Annotated in this window: 13 protein-coding genes; 7 read left to right on the top strand and 6 right to left on the bottom strand. The window is 66.5% G+C overall.

Annotation, left to right across the window (positions count from 1 at the left end):
* Positions 1–29 precede the first annotated feature (29 nt).
* The 5 genes from MJ602_RS07695 (at position 30) to MJ602_RS07675 (ending at position 3,322) form a co-directional block, all read left to right on the top strand.
* Positions 30–1,064 (top strand): histone deacetylase family protein, encoded by a 1,035-nt coding sequence (locus tag MJ602_RS07695; protein ID WP_243020234.1) that lies wholly within the window; start codon positions 30–32, stop codon positions 1,062–1,064.
* A gap of 6 nt (positions 1,065–1,070) precedes the next feature.
* A complete protein-coding gene (locus MJ602_RS07690) occupies positions 1,071–2,171 on the top strand; it encodes an NAD(P)/FAD-dependent oxidoreductase (protein ID WP_243020233.1) in 1,101 nt (366 codons plus the stop codon).
* Positions 2,172–2,296: 125 nt separating this feature from the next.
* Positions 2,297–2,608, top strand: a complete 312-nt coding sequence (locus tag MJ602_RS07685; protein WP_162016430.1) for a DUF883 domain-containing protein — start codon at positions 2,297–2,299, stop codon at positions 2,606–2,608.
* Positions 2,609–2,612: 4 nt separating this feature from the next.
* The gene (locus MJ602_RS07680; protein WP_243020232.1) at positions 2,613–3,008 is read left to right on the top strand and encodes a phage holin family protein; all 396 of its coding nucleotides are present in this window, start codon (positions 2,613–2,615) and stop codon (positions 3,006–3,008) included.
* A complete protein-coding gene (locus tag MJ602_RS07675; protein ID WP_243020231.1) occupies positions 3,005–3,322 on the top strand; it encodes a hypothetical protein in 318 nt (105 codons plus the stop codon). The genes MJ602_RS07680 and MJ602_RS07675 overlap by 4 nt, the downstream gene beginning before the upstream one ends.
* 1 nt (position 3,323) lies before the next feature.
* On the opposite strand, the gene MJ602_RS07670 is transcribed toward MJ602_RS07675, so the two are convergent.
* Entirely contained in the window at positions 3,324–4,391 is a 1,068-nt protein-coding gene (locus tag MJ602_RS07670; RefSeq protein WP_243020230.1) for a quinone-dependent dihydroorotate dehydrogenase, read from the bottom strand.
* A gap of 36 nt (positions 4,392–4,427) precedes the next feature.
* Here MJ602_RS07670 and rpiA point away from each other — a divergent pair, with 36 nt between their 5' ends.
* Positions 4,428–5,117 carry a ribose-5-phosphate isomerase RpiA gene (gene rpiA / locus MJ602_RS07665; protein WP_243020229.1) on the top strand — a complete coding sequence of 230 codons (690 nt, stop codon included), beginning with the start codon at positions 4,428–4,430 and terminating at the stop codon, positions 5,115–5,117.
* Positions 5,118–5,126: 9 nt separating this feature from the next.
* On the opposite strand, the gene MJ602_RS07660 is transcribed toward rpiA, so the two are convergent.
* From MJ602_RS07660 to MJ602_RS07640, 5 genes are all read right to left on the bottom strand, one after another.
* Entirely contained in the window at positions 5,127–5,792 is a 666-nt protein-coding gene (locus tag MJ602_RS07660; RefSeq protein WP_243020228.1) for a glutaredoxin family protein, read from the bottom strand.
* Positions 5,793–5,909: 117 nt separating this feature from the next.
* Positions 5,910–7,940: a M3 family metallopeptidase gene (locus MJ602_RS07655; protein WP_243020227.1), complete on the bottom strand. Its 2,031-nt coding sequence runs from the start codon at positions 7,938–7,940 to the stop codon at positions 5,910–5,912.
* Positions 7,941–8,009: 69 nt separating this feature from the next.
* Positions 8,010–8,861, bottom strand: coding sequence for a bifunctional methylenetetrahydrofolate dehydrogenase/methenyltetrahydrofolate cyclohydrolase FolD (gene folD / locus MJ602_RS07650; RefSeq protein ID WP_243020226.1), 852 nt, complete (start codon positions 8,859–8,861; stop codon positions 8,010–8,012).
* 73 nt (positions 8,862–8,934) lie between these two features.
* Positions 8,935–9,561, bottom strand: coding sequence for a response regulator transcription factor (locus MJ602_RS07645; protein WP_243020225.1), 627 nt, complete (start codon positions 9,559–9,561; stop codon positions 8,935–8,937).
* A complete protein-coding gene (locus MJ602_RS07640; RefSeq protein WP_243020224.1) occupies positions 9,558–12,110 on the bottom strand; it encodes a PAS domain S-box protein in 2,553 nt (850 codons plus the stop codon). The genes MJ602_RS07645 and MJ602_RS07640 overlap by 4 nt, the downstream gene beginning before the upstream one ends.
* 167 nt (positions 12,111–12,277) lie before the next feature.
* Here MJ602_RS07640 and aceE point away from each other — a divergent pair, with 167 nt between their 5' ends.
* The gene (aceE, locus tag MJ602_RS07635) at positions 12,278–14,989 is read left to right on the top strand and encodes a pyruvate dehydrogenase (acetyl-transferring), homodimeric type (RefSeq protein WP_243020223.1); all 2,712 of its coding nucleotides are present in this window, start codon (positions 12,278–12,280) and stop codon (positions 14,987–14,989) included.
* Positions 14,990–14,993 lie beyond the last annotated feature (4 nt).

Raw genomic sequence — 14,993 nt, 5'->3', positions numbered from 1 at the left:
TGGTTGGCGCCGGCTTTTACACTCGGCGCATGATCACCTTCCACAACCCGCTGCACCACCTGCACGCCCCGGCGCATGAGTTCTTCCGGGGCGAGCGCGTGCCCTGCTTCGAGAAGCCCGCGCGCGCCGACTACGTGGAGGCTCGCCTGACCGAGCGCGGCCACGCGCTGCTGGCGCCCGACCAGGACTGCAGCGCCGTACTCGCGCGCATCCATGCGCCGCGCTACCTGCAGTTTCTGCAAACGGCGTGGGCGCAATGGTTGGCGCTGGACCCGGCCAATGCCCAGGTGCAACCCTTTCCCTCGGTCTGGCCCGTGCGCACGCTGCGCAGCGACATCGAGCCGGACAACTTCGTCGCCAAGCTGGGCCTGTATTCCATGGACAACGGCACGCCGCTGGCCGCAGGCAGTTGGCAGGCCGCCAAGGCCGGTGCCGATGCCGCTGCCAGCGCGGCGGCGCGCGTGGCGGCCGGTGCACGCGCGGCCTTCTGCTGCACGCGCCCGCCGGGCCACCATGCGGGGCCGGACTTCATGGGCGGCTACTGCCTGCTCAACAACGCCGCCGTGGCCGCGCAGTGGCTGTGCGACCAGGGCGCGGCGCGCGTGGCCGTGCTGGACGTGGACTACCACCACGGCAACGGCACCCAAAGCATCTTCTACGACCGCGCCGACGTGCTGTTCGTCAGCATCCACGGCGACTCGCGCACCGAATACCCGTTCTACCTGGGCCATGCCGATGAAACGGGTGTGGGTGCCGGGGCGGGCTGCAACCTCAACCTGCCGCTGGCGGCAGGCAGCAGCGTGCAGGCATGGTTCGGCGCGCTGGAGCAGGCCTGTGCGCGCATTTCCGCCTATGGCGCAGAAGCGCTGGTGGTCTCGCTCGGGCTCGATACCTTCGAGGGCGACCCGATCTCGCGCTTTGCCCTGGCCTCGGCGGATTTTCTGCGCCTGGGGCAGCGCCTGGCGCGGCTGGGCCTGCCCACCGTGTTCGTGCTGGAGGGCGGCTATGCCGCGGCCGAGCTGGGCACCAACGCGGTGAACGTGCTGGAAGGCTTTGAGGGCTGACCCACCATGGCAGAGCAAGTCGATTGCGTGGTGGTGGGCGCCGGCGTGGTGGGCCTGGCCGTGGCCCGTGCACTGGCCTTGCGCGGTCGCGAGGTGCTGGTGCTGGAGGCCGCCCCCACCTTTGGCACAGGCACCAGCGCGCGCAACAGCGAGGTCATCCACGCCGGGCTGTACTACCCGCAGGGTTCGCTCAAGGCGCGGCTGTGCGTGCAGGGGCGCGAGCTGCTGTACGCCTATTGCGCCGAGCGCGCCATTCCCCACCAGCGCTGCGGCAAGCTGGTGGTGGCCACCGCCGATGCGCAGCGCGAATCCCTGCGCGCCGTACAGGCGCATGCCCTGGGCAATGGCGTGGCACTGCAATGGCTGGAGCGCGACGCAGCGCGTGCCCTGGAGCCCGCCCTCGAATGCGTGGCTGCATTGCACTCGCCCGATACCGGCATTGTGGACAGCCATGCGCTGATGCTGAGCCTGCTGGCCGATGTAGAGCAAGCCGGCGGAATCTTGGCCGTCAATTCGACGGTAGCGTATATGGAATGTGCGCAAGGTGCTATCAATATAATAGCGAATGATGGTGCACACCTGCAGGCCACCACGGTGGTCAACGCCGCCGGGCTGGCGGCGCCCGCACTGGCGCTGCGCACCCAGGGGCTGGACGCTGTGCATGTGCCGCAGCCGCGCTACGCCAAGGGCAACTATTTCACGCTGGCAGGCCGTGCGCCGTTCTCGCGTCTGATCTACCCCGTGCCCGAGGCCGCTGGTCTGGGCGTGCACCTGACGCTGGATCTGGGCGGCCAGGCACGCTTTGGGCCCGACGTGCAGTGGGTGGAGACCCCCGACGACCTGGCCGTGGACCCGGCACGCGGCCAGGTCTTCTACGCCGAGGTGCGCAAGTACTGGCCCGGTCTGCGCGACGGGGCGCTGGAGCCTGGTTACGCGGGCATACGGCCCAAGGTGTTCGATGCGCAAGGGGCCGCCATCACCGACTTCGTGGTCCAGGGGCCTGCCGCGCATGGCGTGCCGGGCCTGGTCAACCTGTTTGGCATCGAGTCGCCGGGGCTCACCAGCGCACTGACCCTGGGTGAGCACGTGGCGCAAATTGTGGCCTGATGTCCTTGCGTGGGCCACAGTTTTTTACGCTGGGTGCTGTGGGGATCGTTAAGATGAGCCACTCTGGCGCACAGCCCTGTGTTGTGTGGCATGCATAGTTTCCAACGTTCCACCGAAAGGCATGTATGACGACTCAGACCACCGATTCCCTGCACAGCACCCAGACCGAACTGGAAAAGCTTGTTTCCGAAATGCGCACGCTCATGGCCAACAAGAACCTGGACAGCGTGCCCGAGATCAAGGCACTGCGTGACCGCCTGGACGAGGGCATGCACAACGTGCGCGATGCCGCCATCCGCGCCGCCCAGGAAGCCGCCAACCAGGCCAAGGACGCCGCCCGTGCCGCCGACCGCTATGCGCACGACGAACCCTGGCGCGTGGCCGGTGCCGCGCTGGCGGTGGGCGCGCTGGTGGGTTTCCTCCTGGCACGCCGCTGAACGCATGAACTGGATCTCGCTGCTGGGTCTGGAGGCCTTCGTCCTGCGCTGGCGTGCCGCCGCGCTGGAAGGTGCCGTCGCCATCGAGGACCGCGCCGAACTGGCCCGGCTGGAATGGCATGAGCAAAAGGCCCGCCTGCGCCAGTTGCTGCTGCTCACGCTGGCCGTGGGTGGACTCATGGTGGTGGCGCTGACGCTGTTGTCCGTGGCGCTACTGGTGCAGTTCTGGGACAGCCCGCACCGCACCCTGGTGGCCTGGCTGCTGGCCGTGGGCTGGCTGCTGGCCTGGGGGGTGGCGCTGGCGGCCCTGGTGCGTGTGGCCAACGCCGCCAGCAATGCCTTTGCGCTGACGCGTGAGGAATTGGTGCGCGACTGGCGCGAGATCAAGGAGCAGTTGTGACCGAGCCCAGCCTCCCACTCACGCCCCAAAGCATTGCCGAGCGCAAGGGCCAACTGCGCGAACGCATGGCTGCCCAGCGCCAGCGCCTGCGCGCGCGCCGCCATGAGCGGCAGCAAGAACGCGAACTGGCCCGCCAGCAAGCCGCGATGAATGCCGCCGAACCCCTGGCCCAGCGCGCGCTGGCCTTTGCCAAGGACCACCCCCTGGCCCTGGCCTTGGTGGCCGCCGGCGCCGCCGTGGCCGGCCCGCGCCGCCTGGTGCGCTGGGCGGGTGTGGTTCTGCCGCTGTTGATGCAGTTGCGCAGCGGGCGCTGATTCAGCGCGCCGCCTTGAGCGCCCGCGCCACACGCTGCACAAGCGCTGGGCCTTCGTAGATCAGACCGGTGTAGATCTGCACCACGTCCGCGCCCGCGCGGATTTTGCTCAGTGCGTCTTCTGCGCTCAGGATGCCGCCCACGCCGATGATGGGGAAGCCGTTGCCCAGCGTGGCGCGCAGCAGGCGGATCACCTTGTTGCTCGGCTCCAGCACCGGGGCGCCGCTCAGGCCGCCGGTTTCCTCGGCGTGGCGCATGCCCTGCACGGCGCTGCGGCCGATGGTGGTGTTGGTGGCCACCACGCCGTCCATGCCGTGGCGCATCAGGGTGGCGGCGATCACGGCGACCTGGTCTTCGTCCAGGTCGGGAGCGATTTTCACGAACAGGGGCACGCGCCGCTGCGTGCCGTCGGCGCGGGCGTGCTGCTGTGCCAGTTGCTCGCGGCGCTCGGCAATCGCTTCCAGCAGGCCGTCGAGCGCTGCGTCGCTTTGCAGCGCGCGCAGGTTCTTGGTGTTGGGGGAGCTGATGTTGACGGTGACGTAGTCGGCATGCGGGTACACGCCGTCCAGGCAGGTGAGGTAATCGCGCGTGGCGTCCTCGATGGGTGTGGCGGCGTTCTTGCCGATGTTCAGGCCCAGCAGCATGGGGTGCTTTTGCTGGCGGCGGAACTGGGCCTGCTGCACGTTGTGCAGAAAGGCGTCCAGCCCGTCGTTGTTGAAGCCCAGGCGGTTGATGAGTGCGCGTGCCTCGGGCAGGCGGAACATGCGCGGCTTGGGGTTGCCGGGTTGCCCTTTGGGCGTGACGGTGCCGACCTCGACAAAGCCAAAGCCCATGGCACCCAGCGCGTCGATGCAGCGCGCGTTCTTGTCCAGCCCGGCGGCCAGGCCCACGCGGTTGGGAAAGCGCAGGCCTGCCAGCTCGATGGGGTCGTGTACCGTTTCATTGCACCAGGCCCATTGCAGCGGCGTGCCCTGGCCACGCGCGAGCATGTCCATGGTCAGGTCGTGGGCGGCTTCGGGGTCCAGGCCGAACAGGAATGGGCGAGTAAGGGCGTAGGGGATCAGCGACATGGGGATAATTCAAGGTTCAGCCCCTCATTTTCTCCCATGACGACATCTACCCCCCTCACCCAAGACGAACTCAAGGCCCTGGTGGGCCAGGCTGCGCTGCGCTACATCGTGCCCGGCGACATCGTGGGTGTGGGCACGGGCTCTACGGTCAACAAGTTCATCGATGCGCTCGCCACGGTCAAGGACCAGGTGCGCGGCGCGGTGTCCAGTTCGGTGGCCAGCACCGAGCGCCTGCGCGCCATCGGCATTGCTGTGCTGGATGCCAACGAGGTGGAGCAACTGGGCGTGTACATCGACGGCGCCGACGAGATCGACGGCCAGGGCCATATGGTCAAGGGCGGTGGTGCGGCGCTCACGCGCGAGAAGATCGTGGCCGCGCTGGCACGCCAGTTTGTCTGCATTGCCGACGAGTCCAAGCTGGTGGATACGCTGGGCCGCTTTCCGCTGCCCGTGGAGGTGATCCCCATGGCCACGGCCCATGTGGCGCGGCGCTTTGCGGCGCTGGGCGGCCAGGCCACGCTGCGCCTGAAGGACGGCCAGCCCCTGGTGACGGACAACGGTCAGCACATTCTGGATGTGACGGGTTTGCAGATCACCGACCCGCTGGCGCTGGAGTCGCAGATCAACCAGTGGCCCGGTGTGGTGACGGTCGGTATTTTTGCGCACCAGAAGGCGCAGGTCTGCCTTTTGGGCACGGCCCAGGGCGTCAAGACCCTGAACTTTTGAACGGCGTCGTCAGAAGCGGATGCCCGCCGGATTGGAGGGCGTCGGCCCACCTGGGGGCGGAGGTGGCGGTGCCTGGCGCCGCAGGCGACCGGTGGGTGCCGACGCAGCTTCCTGCGGCGCATCGGGCGCCGATGCTGCCGGGGCCTTGGTGGGTGCCAGGGGCGTGGCGGCGGGCTGCGTGTAACCGCGGGGCAGACGCGACTGTGCGGGGTAGCCGGCGGCGTCGAGGTACTGCGTCCATTCGGCGTCGGAGAAGCCCTTGAGCTGCTGGCGCCCGATGGTGCCAAAGGGCAGGGCGGATTCCCCGCTGAGGCGGCGCAGAGCGTCCAGGTCGTCGTTGGTGTTGACGCTGCGCTCCGTGAAGGGCACGCCGCGCTGCACCAGCAGTTGGCGGGCTTGCTGGCAGGGGCTGCAGCTCTCACCGGTGTACAGCGTCACCGGAAAGCGGCTGGCTATCTGGCGCAGTTCCGTGGGCAGGGCTGGGTTGCTGGCGCCGCCGCCGGACGCGGTGGAGAGCACGGTGCTCTGGGCCTTCTTGTCTTCGGGCGCACGGTCCGAAAAGGTGACCTTGCCGTCAGGGCCCACGATGCGGTGTACCTGCTGGGCCTGTGTGGCGGTGGCTAGCAATGCGCCGGTGGCGCAGGCGGCGAGGGCGGCAAGGCGGGCAACGGACATGGGGCCTCCGGTGGGTTTGCTTCAATATGGATAGCTGCTTGCGCTTGATTCACGGGTGTTCAAGGCATAAAAGTGCCTGAAAACCAATGATGACAAGCGCAGCCAGCTCACTTTTTATCATGCCATGCCCTGGTGGCGCAGCAGCGCATCCAAGCTCGGTTCGCGACCACGGAAGGCCTTGAAGGATTCCATGGCCGGGCGGCTGCCTCCAGCTTCGAGGATGGCTTCGCGGTAGCGGCGGCCCGTGTCGGGGTGGTGGCTGCCGTCGGGTTGGGCGGTTTCCTCGAACGCGGCATAGGCGTCGGCAGAGAGCACCTCGGCCCATTTGTAGCTGTAGTACCCGGCAGCGTACCCCCCGGCAAAGATGTGGCTGAAGGTGTGCGCCGTGCGGCTGAAGGCGGGCGGCTGCAGCACGGCAACCTCCGAGCGCACCAGGTCGAGCAGGGGCAGGAAGTCCTGTGCCGGGTCGTGCTCGGTGTGCAGCAGCATGTCGAACAGCGCAAATTCGATCTGGCGCAGCGTCTGCATGCCGCTTTGGAAGTTCTTGGCCGCCAGCATCTTGTCGAACAGCGCACGGGGCAGCGGTGCGCCCGTGTCCACATGCGCCGTCATGCGCTGCAGTGCGCTCCATTCCCAGCAGAAGTTCTCCATGAACTGGCTGGGCAGCTCGACCGCGTCCCACTCCACGCCGCCGATGCCCGAGACATCGCGCTCGCTGACCTGCGTGAGCAGGTGGTGCAGGCCGTGGCCAAACTCGTGGAACAGGGTGATGACGTCGTCGTGCGTGAGCAGCGCAGGCTTGCCATCCACGCCGTCGGCAAAATTGCACACCAGGTGGGCCACCGGGGTTTGCAATTGGCCGTTGTCGGGGCGCAGCCAGCGTGTGCGCACGTCGTCCATCCAGGCACCGCCGCGTTTGCCGGGGCGGGCGGGCTGGTCCAGGTAAAACTGGCCCACCAGCTGGCCGCCGCGTTCGATGCGGTAGAACGCCACGGCCGGGTGCCACACGGGCGCCTGGTCGCGGCGGATCGTCACGTCGAACAGGGTCTCGATGATGTGGAACAGCCCGGCGAGCACGCGCGGCGCCGTGAAGTACTGCTTGACCTCCTGTTCGCTGAAGGCGTAGCGCGCTTCCTTGAGCTTTTCGGAGATGTAGGGCCAGTCCCAGGCCTGCGGGTTGGAGAGGCCCAGGTGCTCTGCAGCAAAGGCGCGCAGGTCGGCCACGTCCTTCTCGGCATGGGGGCGGGCGCGGCGGGCCAGGTCGCGCAAAAAGCCGACCACCTGGGTGGGCGAATCGGCCATCTTGGGCACCACGGACACTTCGCCAAAGTTCACGTAGCCCAGCAGCTGCGCTTCTTCCTGGCGCAGTGCCAGGATTTCCTGGATCAGTGCGCCATTGTCAAAGCGCGTGGCATCGCCCTCGGCCTGGTCGGAGGCGCGCGTGGTGTAGGCGCGGTACAGGCGCTCGCGCAGTGCGCTGCTTTGGGCGAACTGCATCACCGGCAGATAGCAGGGCATCTTGAGCGTGAGCTTGAAGCCGTCCTTGCCTTCGGCCTGGGCGGCTGCATGGGCGGCATGGCGCACGTCGTCGGGGATGCCATCCAGCTCGGGTTCGGTGGCGTAGTAGGCATAGGCGTCGGTCGCGTCCAGCGTGTTTTCGCTGAACTTTTGCTGCAGCTCGGCCATGCGCTCCTGGATCTGGGCGTAGCGCTGCTTGGCGGCGCCGGTCAGCTCGGCGCCCGAGAGCACGAAGTTGCGGATGGCGTTTTTGAGCGCCTGGGCCTGTTCGGCGTTCACGCTGTTCGGATCGATGGCCTTGTACTTGGCATACAGGCGCTCGTCGGCACCCAGGCGGGTCCAGAACTCGGTGATGCGCGGCAGGGCCTCGTTGTAGGCGGCGCGCAGCTCGGGCGTGTCCATCACGCTGTTGAGGTGGCTGACGGCGCCCCAGGCGCGGCCCAGCTCCTCGGTGGCCACGTCCAATACCTTGGCAATGGCGTCCCAGCGCGCGGGGAAGTCGCTGGCCGTCACCGTTTCCAGCGCGGCATTGGCCTTGGCCAGCAGGGTGTCGATGGCAGGTGCCACATGCTCGGGCCGGATGCGGTCGAACAGGGGCAGGCCAGAAAAGTCGAGAAGAGGATTGCTCATGGCCCTGATGGTACGGCCGACTGCGTCCGCTTCAAGGCGCAGGGCCATGGAATTTGTGAATCGTGGCGATCAGGCCGCCGCGCGTTCGGCGGCTTCCAGGGTATTGACCAGCAGCATGGTGATGGTCATGGGGCCGACGCCGCCGGGTACGGGGGTGATGTGGCTGGCCACCGCTTTCACGCCGTCGAAGTCCACGTCGCCGCAGAGCTTGCCTTCGTCGTTGCGGTTCATGCCCACGTCCAGCACCACGGCGCCGGGCTTGACCATGTCGGCCGTCAGCACGTTGCGCTTGCCCACGGCGGCGACGATCACGTCGGCCTGCAGCGTTTGCGCCTTGAGGTCCTTGGTGCGCGAATGGCAGACAGTGACCGTGGCGTCCTGGGCCAGCAGCATCAGCGCCATGGGCTTGCCTACGATGTTGCTGCGGCCGATGACCACGGCGTGCTTGCCCTTGAGCTCGTAGCCAATGGATTCGAGCATCTTCATGCAGCCGTAGGGCGTGCAGGGCCAGAAGCCGGGCATGCCGGTCATCAGCGCGCCGGCGCTGGCGATGTGGAAGCCGTCCACGTCCTTGGCGGGCGAGATGGCCTCGATGACCTTTTGCGCGTCGATGTGCGCGGGCAGCGGCAACTGCACCAGGATGCCGTGGATGGCCGGGTCGTTGTTCAGGGCCTCCACGCGCGCCAGCAGCTCGGCTTCGCTCAGGTCGGCGGGGTACTGCTCCAGCACCGAATGCAGCCCGGCGTCATGGCAGGCCTTGACCTTGTTGCGCACATAGACCTGGCTGGCCGGGTTGTCCCCCACCAGCACCACGGCCAGGCCGGGGGTCACGCCTTTGGCCTTGAGGGCGAGGGCGCGCTCGGCCACGTCGGAGCGCAGTTGGCGGGAGAGGGCGTTGCCGTCGATCAGTTGGGCGGTCATGGTGAAATTATCAATAAAAATGGCTGCTGGCGCTTATGAATCAAGCGCAAGTAGCTATTAAAACAATAGCAAATCAGGCCTTGGCTGCGGCTTGGCCCAGGGCGATCTTGAGCAGGTCGGCCACGGTGTTGGCGCCCAGCTTTTCCATGATGTTGGCGCGGTGCGCTTCCACGGTCTTGATGCTGATGCCCAGGTCGTCGGCGATCTGCTTGTTCAGGCGCCCGGCGACGATGCGCTCCAGCACCTGCGCTTCGCGGCTGGTCAGCTTGGCCAGCAGCGCTTCGCGGCTGGCGGCCTGTTGGTAGCCCGCGAAGGACTGGCGCGCCACGTCGAGCATGCGCTCCACCAGGTTGACCAGCGCGTCTTCGTTGAAGGGCTTTTGAATAAAGTCCAGCGCGCCTTTCTTCATCGTATCGACCGCCATGGGCACGTCGCCGTGGCCGGTGATGAAGACGATGGGCAGGGGGGATTTGCGTTCGATCAGCCGATCCTGCAGATCCAGGCCCGTCATGCCTGCCATGCGGATGTCCACGATCAGGCAGGCGACTTCGCGCGGGTCGTAGCGCGAGAGAAAGGACTCGGCCGAATCAAAACAGCGCACCCGGTAATCTTTGCCTTCCAGCAGCCATTGCAGCGAATCGCGAACGGCCTCGTCGTCATCGACGACATACACAGTTCCTTTTTTGGGAATCAAGCTCATGCGTTTGTCCTTGGGGGGTGTGCGTTTGCCACGGTGTCTGCCGTGTCGTTGGCAGGCGCAGCGAGGGGCAGCCAGAAGGAAAACCGGCAGCCCGTGACCTCCGGCCCATTGTAGAGGTTCTCTGCCTGCATCCGGCCCTGGTGGGACTCGACGATGCTGCGGCACAGGTTCAAACCCATGCCCATGCCTTCGGTCTTGGTCGAGAAGAAGGCCTCGAACAGCCGGTCCTGCACCTCTTGGGGCAGGCCCTTGCCGGTGTCCTGTACGGAAAACTCCACGCCGTCCTGGCCTTCCACCTGGCGCGGCACCACGCGCAGCTCCACACTGCGGTTGGACAGCGGGCGCTGGGCCTGGGCGATGGATTCGGCGCCGTTCTTCATCAGGTTGATGAGCACCTGCTCGATCAGGATGGAGTCCGCCATCACCTGCGGCAGGCGCGCGGCCACGTAGTGCGTCAGGCGCACGTTGTGGCGGCGCAGCTCGATTTCGGCCAGCTCCGCGGCTTCGCTCACCATGGTGGGCACATCGGCCAGCTGGCGGTTGGGTGCGCTTTTTTTCACGAAGTCGCGGATACGCTGGATGATCTGCCCCGCGCGCTGGGCCTGGTGCGCGGTTTTCTCCATCGCGGTGAGCAGGGCTTCCTCGGTGATGTTGCCCGAGCGGATGCGCGAGATGATGCCGCTGCAGTAGTTGCTGATGGCCGTGAGCGGCTGGTTCAGCTCGTGCGCCACGCTGGAGGCCATCTCGCCCATGGTGATCAGGCGGCTGACCGACTGCGCGCGCTCGGTCTGGCGCGCGGCCTGCTCCTCGGCCAGGCGGCGCGGCGTGATGTCCGTGGCGATCACCATCTGCGCCAGGCGCCCGTCCACCCAGCTCAGGTAGCGCGAGCGCACCTCCAGCCATTTGCCCAGCTCGGGCAGATAGATCTCGGCGTTCTCGGAGGTGGCGCTCGTCAGCGATGTGGTGGGCAGGCCCATGAGGCCGTCCTCGTCTTCCGCGCTCGATGGGGCCGTGGGCAGCACGCCGGCCTGGGCAACCAGTTGCAGATGGCCCCCGGTGTGCGAGCCGAACCACTGGCGGTACAGCTTGTTGGCGAACAGCAACTCCTCGCTGCCCAGCGGTGCCACCGAGACCGAGGCATCCAGCGATTCGAGCACGATGGTGAAGCGCTCGTGCGAGGCACTGAGCTGCTCACGGATGCGGTTGGGCTCGGTGATGTCGGTCATCGATGTCATCCAGCCCGTCTGTTGGCCGTGGGCGTCGATCAGGGGCGACACGTACAGCCGGGCGTCGAACAAGGTGCCGTTCTTGCGCCGCACCCGCACCTGGAAGCCGCCGGGAACGGTCTTGCCGCTGAGTTCTTCCTTCAGGCGGGCGTGCAGGTTGTCGTACTCCGATTCGGGCCAGTACGGGAACGGTGGCAGCTGGCCCACCAGCTCGGCTTCGCTCCAGCCCGTCATCTGGCAGAACGCAGCGTTGACGTAGGTGATGCGGCCTTGCAGGTCCAGGGCGCGCATGCCGGTGAGCACGGAGTTTTCCATGGCACGGCGGAAGTTGGTTTCCATCACCAGCGCGTTTTGGGCCTGCATGCGCCGGCGTGTGTGGCGCCAGGTGGCAATCAGCATCCAGGCCGTCATGGCGCTGAGCGTGCCCACCAGCCAGAACAGGCCGCTGCCCACCACGCCCAGGGAGGTGCGGTAGGCCTGCGCGCGCAGCACCAGGCCATTGCCCACGGGGGACACGGGCACTTCGTACTCGTTGGCCTTGGCGCTCCAGGGCATCCACTGCGCGGCGCGGCCGCGCGGCTGCAAGGGCGTGCCCGCGAGCACCTGGCGGTTCTGGTCGATCAGCGTGACGGCGTAGCGCGCCAGCACTTCGGTGGGGGTCGCGTAGCGCAGCAGGCTGTCGATGGAGTATTCGCCCAGCACCACGCCCGCAAACTTGCCCTGCACGTTCATGGGCACATGCAACTGCAGCAAGGGGGCCGGGGCGTTGGCGCTGGATTCGGGCTGCACGTACACCGGCTGTTGCAGGTCCCGCGTGAGGGCGTAGGTGTCGGCGGTCAGGCTGCCGGCCTGCAATGCCTCGCCCGCCACACGTACCTGGCTGCCTGCAATGGTGGGTGCGGAATGGGTGGCGCGGACCTGGCCACGATCGTCGATCCAGGTGACGGACTGGAGCTCGGGGTACTGGCTGACCAAGGTTTCCGCGCGCTGGTCGAACTGCGTGCGCTCCATGTCCTGGTTGGCCAGGTCGCGCGCGATGCGCATGAGTTGTTCCTGGCGCTCCAGCAGGCGCAGGCGCACACGCTGCTGGGCGTATTCCAGATCGCGGCGCAGCGCCTCCTGCTCGCGCTCGCCTTCTTCCACGCGCAGGTACCAGAACGCCGCCACGATGGCCGCCATGAACAAAAGAACGGCCGCCAGGGGGGCCAGGGCGGCAAAGCGGTCTTGCCGAACCGGCGACAGGCTGCGCCACCAGGCGCGCCAGCGTTGAACGAGGGTCGCGGGGGCATTGGAAGAAAGGGGCTGCGGCGTGGTTTGTGCCATGTCCTCAAGTGTAGGGGAGGGGGTGTTTGCCTCCTTGGAAGCCGAGGCATGAATTTCTCTGAATTTCACAATACAAAAACGATTGGCGCTATTTGAAAAATTGAAAAACTGTGCAAAAATGGAGTGAACCCACTAAATTGCCACCACCACAACCCAAGGAGACGCGCATGTCCGCCCAGCAAGACACTGCCACAGGGGCCCCCGCCGCCAACGACGCCGACCAACAGGAAACCCGCGAATGGATGGAGGCCTTGGCCGCCGTCATCGAGAAAGAGGGTCCCGAACGCGCCCACTACCTGCTGGAGCAGTTGCTGGAACATGCGCGCCAGAACAGCATCGACCTGCCGTTTTCGGCCAACACGGGCTATGTGAACACCATCGAGCCCGAGCAAGAGGCGCGCTGCCCCGGCAACATCGCCATCGAAAAGCGCCTGCGTGCCTACATGCGCTGGAACGCCATGGCCATGGTGGTGCGCGCCAACCGCCTGAACCCTGCGGACGGCGGCGACCTGGGCGGCCACATTGGCTCCTTTGCCTCTCTGGCCAGCATGCTGGGCGCGGGCTTCAACCACTTCTGGCATGCCGAGAGCGAGAACCATGGCGGCGACTGCCTCTACATCCAGGGCCACAGCGCACCCGGCATCTACGCCCGCGCCTTCCTGGAAGGGCGCCTGACCGAGGAGCAGCTCGACAGCTTCCGCCAGGAAGTGGACGGCAAGGGGCTATCGAGCTACCCGCACCCCAAGCTGATGCCTGATTTCTGGCAGTTCCCCACCGTGTCCATGGGTCTGGGGCCGCTGATGGCCATTTACCAGGCACGCTTCCTTAAGTACCTGCACGCCCGTGGCATTGCCAACACCGAGAACCGCAAGGTCTGGGCCTTCATGGGTGACGGCGAGATGGACGAACCCGAGTCGCTGGGCGCCATCGGCCTGGCCGCGCGCGAGGGGCTGGACAACCTGGTCTTTGTGGTGAACTGCAACCTGCAGCGCCTGGACGGACCGGTGCGCGGCAACGGCAAGATCATCCAGGAGCTGGAAGGCGAATTCCGTGGCTCGGGCTGGAACGTCATCAAGCTGATCTGGGGCAAGGGCTGGGACGAGCTGCTGGCACGCGACAAGAGTGGCAAGCTCAAGCAGCTCATGATGGAAACGCTGGACGGCGACTACCAGGCCATGAAGGCCAACGACGGTGCCTTCGTGCGCAAGAACTTCTTTGGCCGCTACCCCGAGACCCTCAAGCTCGTGGAGCACATGACGGACGAAGAGATCTTCGAACTGCGCCGTGGTGGCCACCAGCCGGAGAAGGTTTACGCCGCCTTCCACGCCGCGCACAACAACAAGACCGGCCAGCCCACCGTGCTGCTGGTCAAGACCGTCAAGGGCTATGGCATGGGCAAGGCCGGTGAGGGCAAGAACACCGTGCACCAGACCAAGAAGCTCAGCGACGAAGACATCAAGTACATCCGCGACCGCTTCAGCATCCCCATTCCCGACAGCGAGCTGCCAAAGCTGCCCTACTACAAGCCGGCCGAAGACACGCCCGAGATGCGCTACCTGCACGAGCGCCGCAAGGCACTGGGCGGCTACCTGCCCAAGCGCCGCGCCAAGGCCGACGAGCAGTTCACCGTGCCCGCACTGGAAACTTTCAAGGCCATCCTGGAGCCCACGGCCGAAGGGCGCGAGATCAGCACCACGCAGGCCTATGTGCGCTTTGTGACGCAGCTGCTGCGCGACCAGGCCCTGGGCCCGCGCGTGGTGCCCATCCTGGTGGACGAAGCCCGTACCTTCGGCATGGAAGGCCTGTTCCGCCAGATCGGCATCTACAACCCCAAGGGCCAGCTCTACACGCCGGTGGACAAAGACCAGGTCATGTACTACCGCGAGGACAAGGCTGGGCAGATCCTGCAAGAGGGCATCAACGAGGCCGGCGGCATGGCCAGCTGGATTGCTGCGGCCACCAGCTACAGCACCAGCAACCGCATCATGGTGCCGTTCTACGTGTACTACTCGATGTTCGGCTTCCAGCGCATCGGCGACCTGGCCTGGGCCGCCGGCGACATGCAGGCGCGTGGCTTCCTGCTGGGCGGCACCTCGGGCCGCACCACGCTCAACGGCGAGGGTCTGCAGCACGAGGACGGCCACAGCCACATCCTGGCCGGTACCATTCCCAACTGCGTGAGCTACGACCCCACCTTCGCGCACGAGGTGGCGGTGATCCTGCACCACGGTCTCAAGCGCATGGTGGAAAAGCAGGAAAACGTCTTCTACTACATCACCCTGCTGAACGAAAACTACGCCATGCCGGGCCTGACGGCGGGCACCGAAGCGCAAATCATTCAGGGCATGTACCTGTGCAAGCCCGGTGCCGAAGGAGACAAGCGCGTGCAACTGCTGGGCTCGGGCTCCATCCTGCGCGAATCGCTGGAAGCCCAGACCCTGCTGGCCGCCGATTGGGGCGTGCAGGCCGATGTCTGGAGCTGCCCCAGCTTCAACGAACTGGCCCGTGAAGGCCAGGACTGCGAGCGCTGGAACCTGCTGCACCCGCTGGAAGCGCCACGCCAGTCTTTCGTGGCACGCCAGCTCGGCGGCCATGCGGGCCCGGTGGTGGCCTCCACCGACTACATGAAGAGCTACGCCGAGCAGATCCGCCCGTTCATCCCCGCAGGGCGCGGCTACAAGGTGCTGGGCACCGACGGCTTTGGCCGCAGCGACTTCCGCAGCAAGCTGCGTGAGCACTTCGAGATCAACCGCCACTACATCGTCGTGGCCGCGCTCAAGGCCCTGAGCGAGCAGGGCACGGTGCCCGCCGCCAAGGTGGCCGAGGCCATTGCCAAGTACGGCATCAAGGCCGACAAGACCAACCCGCTGTACGCGTAACAGA

Source organism: Simplicispira sedimenti (assembly GCF_022760965.1).
GTDB lineage: Bacteria > Pseudomonadota > Gammaproteobacteria > Burkholderiales > Burkholderiaceae_C > Simplicispira > Simplicispira sedimenti.
The sequence above is the reverse complement of the archived record's forward strand: the minus strand, read 5'-3'. Positions and strand labels throughout refer to the sequence as shown.